1 protein-coding gene is annotated in these 659 nt (G+C 67.2%); it reads left to right on the forward strand.

Annotated elements, in window-relative coordinates; translation table 11 throughout:
- The coding region (locus tag HMPREF3096_RS18530; protein ID WP_141749340.1) for a sodium ion-translocating decarboxylase subunit beta at positions 1 to 659 on the forward strand (659 nt) is incomplete at both ends.

Genomic DNA, 659 nt, shown 5'->3' on the forward strand with positions numbered 1-659 from the left:
GCGCCGCTGGTCATCTTTATGGGCGTTGGGGCAATGACCGATTTCGGCCCGCTGCTGGCCAACCCGCGCACCCTGCTGCTGGGGGCGGCGGCGCAGTTCGGGATCTTCGCCACCGTGCTCGGGGCGCTGACGCTGAACTACTTCGGCATCATCAGCTTCACCCTGCCGCAGGCGGCGGCCATCGGCATCATCGGCGGCGCCGACGGCCCGACGGCCATCTACCTGTCGGGCAAGCTGGCACCGGAGCTGCTGGGGGCCATCGCGGTGGCGGCCTACTCCTATATGGCGCTGGTGCCGCTGATCCAGCCGCCGATCATGAAGGCGCTGACCACGGATAAGGAGCGGAAGATCCGCATGGTGCAGCTGCGCACGGTAAGTAAGCGGGAGAAGATCCTGTTCCCGGCGGTGCTGTTGCTGCTGGTGGCGCTCCTGCTGCCGGACGCCGCGCCGCTGCTGGGGATGTTCTGCTTCGGCAACCTGATGCGCGAGAGCGGCGTGGTGGAGAGGCTGAGCGATACGGTGCAGAACGCGCTGATCAACATCGTGACCATCTTCCTCGGGCTGTCGGTGGGGGCCAAGCTGGTGGCGGACAAGTTCCTGCAGCCGCAGACGCTGGGGATCCTGGTGCTGGGGGTGATCGCCTTCTGCGTGGGCACCGC

The organism is Klebsiella sp. HMSC25G12 (genome assembly GCF_001807705.1).
Taxonomy (GTDB): Bacteria; Pseudomonadota; Gammaproteobacteria; order Enterobacterales; family Enterobacteriaceae; genus Klebsiella; species Klebsiella variicola.